This window comes from Pseudoxanthomonas taiwanensis, from assembly GCF_010093135.1.
Lineage (GTDB): Bacteria > Pseudomonadota > Gammaproteobacteria > Xanthomonadales > Xanthomonadaceae > Pseudoxanthomonas > Pseudoxanthomonas taiwanensis.
This window is the reverse complement of record NZ_PDWK01000107.1, coordinates 1-5,738: the sequence shown is the minus strand read 5'-3', so window position 1 is coordinate 5,738 and position 5,738 is coordinate 1. Positions and strand designations below refer to the sequence as shown.

Genomic DNA, 5,738 nt, shown 5'->3' with positions numbered 1-5,738 from the left:
GGCCAGCCTGGAACTGCACGGAATTGATGCTCATGACGCCACCTCGTCGCCTTCAGGTGGCCGTATGCTCGGCGGTGGGCGACGCACATCCTGCGACTGGCGGCTGAGGGTCGGGGCTAATCAGGAATCACAAAGAATGACGGTCGGCCGCGCCCCCGGCAGGCGCGCCAGCGCCTCTTCGCCGGTCTCGGCCTCACCAACCACCTCGATGTCGGTCTCCGCCGACAGGATCATGCGCATGCCCGTCCTGACCAGCGCATGATCGTCCACCAGGAACACGCGAATGGTCATGCCGCTTCCCCCGGTATGCCCAGTTCCAGACTAGCTTTCGCGCTCGTTCGCCGGCAAACAAGCGACCGGCAGTTTACTGTTTCCGTGGAAACGGGAGCACGTGACAATCGGGGGATTGCAGGATCACGCGCGCCATGCGCAACGCAGCTTCCCGCCGCTGTAAACCGGACGCAGGAAAAATCCGATACAGGACTCGGCCGTATGCCTACGCGCCTGCATCGCCTGGCGGGACGCGAATGACGGGTATCGGGGCAGTGCTGGCGGAGAGGGTGGGATTCGAACCCACGGAAGGTTTGACCCTTCGCCGGTTTTCAAGACCGGTGCCTTAAACCACTCGGCCACCTCTCCGTTTTTCTGTCCGGCGACACGATGCTGCGCCTCGTACGCCGGTTTTGCATCGGCTTGGCCAGTGCGGTCGCCGCCGCGAGGGCGTCACCGCGGCGCCGTATTGTCGCATGCGCGCCGCTCAGCTGGTGCTGCCGGCACCCTCCGTCGCGGGCAGGCCGTTGCCGTTGCGGCGCAAGCCGCAGTTACCGCAATCCAGGCGCGAGGCCTCCAGCTGCTGCGGCAGGTGCTCGGCCAGGAAGTCGATGAACACCCGCACCGCCGGCAGCAGGCCACGGCGCGAGGCGAACACCGCATGGCAGATGCCCTGCGGCAGCGACCAGTCCGGCAGCACCACCTCCAGCTCGCCGTTGCGCACGGCCTCGGCGCACACCGTCTCCGGCAGCATGGTGATGCCGTAGCCGTCCTTGACCATGGACAGCAGCAGCGGGAAGTCCGAGCCGGCCACGCGCGGCTGCAGCTCGATGCGCCGCACCTCGCCGTTGGGGCCATGCAGCTCCCAGCGCTGGTGGGCGTCGTCCTCCTGGCTGCTGAGGGTCAGGTGCGAAGCCAGTTCCGCCGGATCCCTGGGACGGCCGGCGCGGTCCAGGTACTTCGGGCTGGCCACCATCAGCGCCTGGATCTGGCCGAAGCTGCGCATCACCAGGCTGCCGTCGTCGTCCAGGCGGGTGCGCACGCGCAGGGCCACGTCGAAGCCCTCGTTGATCAGGTCCACGCGGCGGTTGCTCACGTGCAGCTGCAGGCGCACCTTCGGGTACTGGTCGAGGAACCTCGGCAGCAGCCTGGGCAGCTGCTGCTGGGCCAGCGCCACCGGCACGCTCACCCGCACCACGCCGCGCGGCTCGGCGCTGAGGCGGTCCACCACCTCGCGCGCGGCCTGGGCCTCGGCCAGCATGGTCTGGGCGTGGCGGTACACGCTCATGCCCACGTCGGTGACCGCGAAGCGGCGGGTGGAGCGTAGCAGCAGGCGCACGCCCAGATCGGTCTCCAGCTGGCTGATGCGGCGGCTCAGGCGCGACTTGGGGATGCCCAAGGCACGTTCGGCCGCGGCGAAGCCGCCGTGCTCGACCACCATCGCGAAGTAGTAGAGGTCGTTCAGGTCCTGCATGGCGATATTTCCATTGCCGGAACAGATGGTGGCATCTAACCACCTTTATCCCAATTGCGCAACAACGGATAGTGCGCCCCGTAGCTCTCCCCGCCCCCTACGAGGCCACTGCCATGAAACTCCTGCACATCGATTCCAGCGCCCTGGGCCAGAACTCCGTCACGCGCGAGCTGAGTGCCGCCATCGTCGCACACTGGGCGGCGGAACTGGACGACCTGGTGGTCGAGTACCGCGACCTGGACCGCGAGCCCCTGCCCCACCTGACCGCCGGCCACCTGGCCAGGACCGATCCGGAGCATGCCGCCGAGGCCGAGCGGGTGCTGCAGCAGTTCCTGGAGGCCGACGTCGTGGTGATCGGCGCGCCCATGTACAACTTCTCGATCCCCTCCACGCTGAAGGCCTGGATCGACCGCATCGCCGTGGCCGGCCGCACCTTCCGCTACACCGAGGCCGGTCCGCAGGGCCTGGCCGGCGGCAAGAAGGTGATCATCGCCAGCGGCCGCGGTGGCCTGTACACCGGCTCGCCGGCCGATTTCCAGGAGCCCTACCTGCGTACGGTGTTCGGCTTCCTGGGCATCACCGACATCGAGTTCGTGCGCGCCGAGGGCGTGTCGCTGTCGCCGCAGCACCGCATCGAGGCGCTGGCCGCCGCCCGCGCGGTCATCCCGTCCACCGTCGAAACCGTGCGCCAGGCCGCCTGAACGCACCGCGCGGCACGGGGTCTGCGGGCGCCCCCTGCCGGCCACGCCCTCTCGCGCTAGCCGCGCGTGGGCGCCTGCCCGCCCTCGGGCTGTCGCCCCAGCCAGCGGTACAGCCAGTCCAGGTCGAACAGCCAGGGCACACGCCGGCCCAGCAGGCAGAAACAGGCGGCCACCACCGTCGACACCGCCAGCAGCGCGGCGAAGCGCAGTTCCACGGGCAGCACCACCAGCGGCTTGAGCCAGCCGGCGTGCAGCGCGTACTTCACCAGATAGATGTGCAGCACGTAGGCCGCGATGCTGTACTGGCCCAGCACCGTCCAGCTTCCCGCCGCCCGCGCGCACAGTGCCAGCACCGCGGCCACCCCCAGCCCGGCCACCGCCAGGTAGACGGCACGCCAGGCCAGGCCCTGCCACGGATCCGGCCACAGGTTCGCGTAGCCGGCCCCGTTGTAGTACCACTGCAGATGGAAGCCGCGGGTCAGCCAGGCCACGACCAGCAGCACGCCCAGCATCATGGCCGCCATCGGCCAGGGGATGCGTGGCAGGCGCATGCCCCGGCCGCGCGCCCACAGGTGTCCGGCGACGAAGAATGGCAGGAACACCAGGGTGCGCGACAGCGACCAGCCGTAGCCGGCCGCGGGCCAGAGGCCTGCCAGCAGCGCCAGGCCGATGGCCCACAGCAGCGGATGGCGCAAGGTCGCCAGCAGCGGCAGCGACAGACGCCACCACACCAGGCTCATCAGGTACCACAGCGCCCAGTACGGGATCTCGGGCTGGTAGGCGAACGCCTTGCCCGACAGCCAGGCTTCCAGCGCCCTGGCCAGGGCCTGGTGCAGCAGGTAGACGCCGACGATGCCGAACAGCAGCCTGCGCGCCCGTCGCCGGTCCAGCTCGTCGGAGGCCACCATGCCCGACAGGAACGCGAAGGCGGGCATGTGGAACAGCTAGATGAAGCAGTACAGGAGATCCAGGTGCGGGGCGTGGCGCAGGTGCTCGAGCAGGTGCCCGGCCACCACCAGCACGATCAGCACGAACCGCGCAGCGTCCAACCCGACCGCACGGTTGCGCGCCTGCCGTGCCGCCGCCACCGCCGTCATGCGATGCGCTCGGCGCCGCCCATGTACGGGCGCAGCACCTCCGGCACGGTGATGCTGCCGTCCGCGTTCTGGTAGTTCTCCATCACCGCGATCAGGGCGCGGCCGACCGCCACGCCGGAACCGTTGAGGGTGTGCACCAGCTCCGGCTTGCCGGTGGCCGGGTTGCGCCAGCGCGCCTGCATGCGGCGGGCCTGGAAGTCGCCGCAGTTGGAGCAGGAGGAGATCTCGCGATAGGTGTCCTGCGAAGGCAGCCACACCTCCAGGTCGTAGGTCTTGCGCGCGGAGAAGCCCATGTCGCCGGTGCACAGCAGCACGCGGCGGTACGGCAGGCCCAACCGCTCCAGCACCACCTCGGCGCAGCGGGTCATGCGCTCGTGCTCGGCCTCGCTCTCCTCCGGGCGCACGATCGAGACCAGCTCCACCTTCTCGAACTGGTGCTGGCGGATCATGCCGCGCACGTCGCGGCCGCCGCTGCCGGCCTCGGAACGGAAGCACATCGAGTGCGCGGTCATGCGCAGCGGCAGGCGCTCGGCCTCGACGATCTCCTCGCGCACGACGTTGGTCAGCGGCACCTCGGAGGTCGGGATCAGGTAGCGACGGTGCTCGCCCAGCCGGGTGGCGAACAGGTCCTCCTCGAACCTGGGCAGCTGGCCGGTGCCCACCAGCGCCTCGGCGCTGACGATCACCGGCACGTTGGTCTCCTCGTAGCCGTGCTCGCCGGTGTGCAGGTCCAGCATGAACTGGGCCAGGGCTCGGTGCAGGCGCGCCAGCTGGCCGCGCAGCACGGTGAAGCGCGCGCCGCTCATCTTGGCCGCGGTCTCGGCGTCCAGCCAGCCGTGCGGCACGCCCAGGTCCACGTGGTCGCGGACCTGGAAGTCGAACTGGCGCGGCTGCCCCCAACGGTGGATCTCGACGTTGGCGCTCTCGTCCGGACCCGCCGGTACGTCCTCGGCCGGCAGATTGGGGATGGCCAGGGCGATGGCCTCGATCCGCGCGCGGATCTCGTCCAGCCGCGCCTCGGACGCCTTCAGTTCGTCGCCGAAGCCGGCCACCTCGGCCTTCAGCTGCTCGGCGCGGGCCTTGCTGGCCTCGGCCTGTCCGTGTTCGCCGGCGGCCGCGTGCCTGGCGGCCGCGCCCATCAGCCTGCCGATCTCCTTGCTGTGGGTGTTGCGCAGGTTCTGCAGCTCCTGGGTGCGCTTCTGGATCTCCTTGCGCTCGGACTCCAGGGCCTCCAGCGTGGCGGTGTCGAGGGTGAAGCCACGGGTGGCCAGGCGTTCGGCCAGGGCGGCGGTCTGGTTGCGGAGCAGCGCGGGATCGAGCATGACGGGCACGGATTGGGACGAGGGCGCCATTATCCCCGATCCGGTCCCCGGCGGCTCGCCGCCGCTGTGCCAGAATCAGGAGCGGCCCCGTATCCGCGAGAACCGATGGCAGCCTCCGCCCGTTCCCTGACCGATCTGCTCCGGCGCGTGCCGCACGGCCGCTGGGCCGTGGTCGGCTACGCCTTCGTGCTGGGCCTGCTGCTGTACCTGCTGGTGTGGCTGGCGGTGCGCGACCGCGACGACGCCCCGACCGAGGCCGGCCCCGCCCCGCTGCTGTCCGGCCCCTCTGGCGAGCCGCTGCCCGGGCCGCTGGCCGCGGGCGAGGGTGCGGCCACGCCCCTGCCGCCGCCGGACGGGGTCGCGCCGCAGCTGGTGGAGGAGACGCCGCCTCCGGAGCCGACGCCCGCGCCGGCCGAATCCGCACCGCTGCCGCCCGACATCGAGACGGCCCCCGCCCCGGCCACGTCCGCCGTCGTGCAGGCGCCGGCCCCTTTGCCCGGGCAGTCGCCACCGCCCCGCTACCCGCCCGCTGCCCTGCGCCGTGGCGAGAGCGGCACCGTGCTGCTGCAGGTGGAGGTGGACGCCAGCGGCGTTCCGGTGACGGTGCAGGTGGCCCGCCGCAGCGGCTCGCGCGACCTGGACCGGGCCGCGGTCGAGGCGGTGTCGCGCTGGCGCTTCCGGCCGGCCACCGATGCCGACGGCCGGCCGGTGCCCGGCTCGCTGGCCGTGCCGGTGGACTTCACCCTCGACTAGGGCCTGTTAACACTATCGCAACGATTCGACGATCAGTGCGAAGTGGATGAAGGCCGCGAACATGACGTCGAGCTTGTCGAAGCGGCTGAAGATGCGGCGGAACCCTTTCAGACGGCGGAAC

Annotated in this window: 6 protein-coding genes, 1 tRNA gene and 2 pseudogenes; 2 read left to right on the top strand and 7 right to left on the bottom strand. The window is 70.7% G+C overall.

From position 1 onward, the window contains the following. Positions 1-126: 126 nt before the first annotated feature. The 3 genes and pseudogenes from CR938_RS13680 to CR938_RS13670 all read right to left on the bottom strand — a co-directional run. Positions 127-291 (bottom strand): annotated as a pseudogene (locus CR938_RS13680) (response regulator transcription factor); the annotation flags it as partial. 258 nt (positions 292-549) lie between these two features. Beyond that, positions 550-639: transfer RNA gene (locus tag CR938_RS13675), tRNA-Ser, on the bottom strand. A 118-nt stretch (positions 640-757) separates the two neighbouring features. Beyond that, positions 758-1,744 carry a LysR substrate-binding domain-containing protein gene (locus CR938_RS13670; RefSeq protein ID WP_162125526.1) on the bottom strand — a complete coding sequence of 329 codons (987 nt, stop codon included), beginning with the start codon at positions 1,742-1,744 and terminating at the stop codon, positions 758-760. 113 nt (positions 1,745-1,857) lie between these two features. On the opposite strand from CR938_RS13670, the gene CR938_RS13665 reads away from it, so the two are divergent. Continuing rightward, positions 1,858-2,445, top strand: a complete 588-nt coding sequence (locus CR938_RS13665; RefSeq protein WP_162125525.1) for an FMN-dependent NADH-azoreductase — start codon at positions 1,858-1,860, stop codon at positions 2,443-2,445. A gap of 56 nt (positions 2,446-2,501) precedes the next feature. Here the strand turns inward: CR938_RS13665 and CR938_RS13660 are convergent, their stop codons facing one another. The 3 genes from CR938_RS13660 to serS are packed head-to-tail and all read right to left on the bottom strand — an operon-like array spanning position 2,502 to position 4,864. Then, complete coding sequence (locus tag CR938_RS13660; RefSeq protein ID WP_162125524.1) at positions 2,502-3,380, bottom strand: acyltransferase family protein; 879 nt, start codon at positions 3,378-3,380, stop codon at positions 2,502-2,504. A gap of 9 nt (positions 3,381-3,389) precedes the next feature. Next, a complete protein-coding gene (locus tag CR938_RS13655) occupies positions 3,390-3,542 on the bottom strand; it encodes a hypothetical protein (RefSeq protein WP_162125523.1) in 153 nt (50 codons plus the stop codon). Continuing rightward, positions 3,539-4,864, bottom strand: coding sequence for a serine--tRNA ligase (serS, locus tag CR938_RS13650; protein ID WP_162125522.1), 1,326 nt, complete (start codon positions 4,862-4,864; stop codon positions 3,539-3,541). Before serS ends, CR938_RS13655 begins: the two co-directional genes overlap by 4 nt. A gap of 105 nt (positions 4,865-4,969) precedes the next feature. On the opposite strand from serS, the gene CR938_RS13645 reads away from it, so the two are divergent. Continuing rightward, positions 4,970-5,617: an energy transducer TonB gene (locus tag CR938_RS13645; RefSeq protein WP_162125521.1), complete on the top strand. Its 648-nt coding sequence runs from the start codon at positions 4,970-4,972 to the stop codon at positions 5,615-5,617. A 12-nt stretch (positions 5,618-5,629) separates the two neighbouring features. On the opposite strand, the pseudogene CR938_RS13640 reads toward CR938_RS13645, so the two are convergent. Continuing rightward, a pseudogene (locus CR938_RS13640) lies at positions 5,630-5,738 on the bottom strand (IS5-like element ISCARN85 family transposase); the annotation flags it as partial.

Bases quoted from the DNA above. Each gene is read 5' to 3' on its own strand.
- CR938_RS13670 (WP_162125526.1), bottom strand. From the start codon at position 1,744: ATGCAGGACCTGAACGACCTCTACTACTTCGCGATGGTGGTCGAGCAC.
- CR938_RS13665 (WP_162125525.1), top strand. From the start codon at position 1,858: ATGAAACTCCTGCACATCGATTCCAGCGCCCTGGGCCAGAACTCCGTC.
- CR938_RS13660 (WP_162125524.1), bottom strand. From the start codon at position 3,380: ATGCCCGCCTTCGCGTTCCTGTCGGGCATGGTGGCCTCCGACGAGCTG.
- CR938_RS13655 (WP_162125523.1), bottom strand. From the start codon at position 3,542: ATGACGGCGGTGGCGGCGGCACGGCAGGCGCGCAACCGTGCGGTCGGG.
- serS (WP_162125522.1), bottom strand. From the start codon at position 4,864: ATGCTCGATCCCGCGCTGCTCCGCAACCAGACCGCCGCCCTGGCCGAA.
- CR938_RS13645 (WP_162125521.1), top strand. From the start codon at position 4,970: ATGGCAGCCTCCGCCCGTTCCCTGACCGATCTGCTCCGGCGCGTGCCG.